Raw genomic sequence first — 1687 nt, 5'->3', positions numbered from 1 at the left:
AACATAATGATCGGGCACAGCATAACCACCCAGAAACCTTACTCCCTCTCTGCCACAGAGCCGACAGGCCTGATCTCTCAGATGATGAAATGGCTTGAGCACTTCCCGTTTACACAGTTTTTTGCTTCCCAGCGATACCACTTCATCAGACGGCAACTGACCACCTTTTCCCAGCACCAAATCCTCTGGTTTCAGACGACGGGCGCCTGACCAGATGGAGCAGTCCAGGGCAATCACAGACATTTGATCCAGAACTTTATCGACAACAGCGTGATCTGTCATGAGTCCACTCCTGAAGACCATAAGTCTCCGAATACATCATGCCCAATCCGATGAATCGCCTGTCGCTCCGCAGGTTCCACTCTGGCAGTCAGGGCTTGTTCCAGCGCATACTCAAATACTCTGGGTGCACCCTGAAACCGGAGTGATAATCTTGCCCAGCGCACCAGTCCACGAGTGGACAAAGTGACACTGAGTTGCGATTCGCCTTCTCCGGCTCTTCCATCAGAATCACCCGTGAACAGACGACGCACCTCGTTAGCGAGTTTCACCATCTTTTCTCTGACGACAACGGGCAGACCGGGCACCACCTGGTTGAGAATCATCAGCTCTGTGAATTCGTCAGGATAATCCACCGAAATCACACGAAACCGATCCAACCAGGCTAATGACTGTCGTAATACTCCCTGATACAAACCACTGCCATCCCCTGCTCCAGCACTGTTACCGGTGGCAACAAACCGGAATCGTGGATGCACCGGAATAATTTCTCCGCCGTTTTGCGCAAATACCAGAGGCGCACCGTCCAGCAGATCATACAAGCCAGCGAGTTCTGCCGGGTCGGCAACATCCATCTCATCCAGGATCAGAATATGACCCTCTTTTACCGCAATGCTGAGAGCGCCATATTGGAAGGGAGTTGATCCCTTATCCAACACTTTCTGCCCCAGCAAATCATCCAGCTCTAACCTTCCATGAACAGGCACCATCTGCACTGGCCAGTGCAACCTTGCAGCAGCCTGAGAAACCAGACTGGTTTTCCCACACCCTGTCGGACCGCACAAATACAAGCCATCACCCTCCGGATTATCCAGAAACGCCAGCAGCTTCCGCAGCCGGTCTCTGTCAAATACATAAGGCTGAACGGCCGGTACTGCCGGATGCCCACATTCCTTGTAACCTTCAAGCAGGATCAGTTGATTGGAATCCAGATCGAAGGTTTCATTCAGCTCATAAAACGCCGGTTGCAAACCCGCTGACTCAGACTGAGCATCATTTTCCATTGTTAATATCCTGCACTCTCATAAAACAAAAAAAGGGCAGAAATCTCCCCCGGATGGGGATAACAACTGCCCCACCCGGGTTAATTAAAATTGGATTCAGAAATAGAAGTTCTGTTTACTGACGGTAGGGTTTAAGATCAACCGATCATTCTCAGACACTTCAATTTCTGACTCTCTGTCGTCCACTCTCTTTTCCAACAAGGTTACCCTTACCTGTTCTCTTGCCTTGCGGCGGAAAGCATCAAGATCCGGCAACGCCAGCTGGTGTTGTTTGCACAATGCTTCCAGCGCTTTCTGATAATCTATGGAACCACTGCATTCAGTGCAGCAGATACGTAAACCATCAGACTCAGCTACCCGGAATGCTCCCATCAACTTTTGCAACTCCTGTTGCAGCCGCTTCT

3 protein-coding genes are annotated in these 1687 nt (G+C 50.6%); all 3 read right to left on the bottom strand.

Features of this window, described 5'->3' with window-relative positions:
• Positions 1-282 (bottom strand): DUF3150 domain-containing protein (locus KDK18_RS03405; RefSeq protein WP_257253222.1); only part of this gene is annotated, 282 nt, incomplete at its 3' end.
• Positions 279-1283 (bottom strand): CbbQ/NirQ/NorQ/GpvN family protein, encoded by a 1005-nt coding sequence (locus KDK18_RS03400; RefSeq protein WP_257253221.1) that lies wholly within the window; start codon positions 1281-1283, stop codon positions 279-281. The genes KDK18_RS03405 and KDK18_RS03400, both read right to left, overlap by 4 nt.
• A gap of 96 nt (positions 1284-1379) precedes the next feature.
• The coding region (locus KDK18_RS03395; protein WP_257253220.1) for a hypothetical protein at positions 1380-1687 on the bottom strand (308 nt) is incomplete at its 5' end.

It is taken from the genome of Endozoicomonas sp. SESOKO3 (assembly GCF_024606255.1).
Note: the sequence above shows the minus strand (reverse complement) of the source record. Positions and strands in the feature narration are given on the sequence as shown.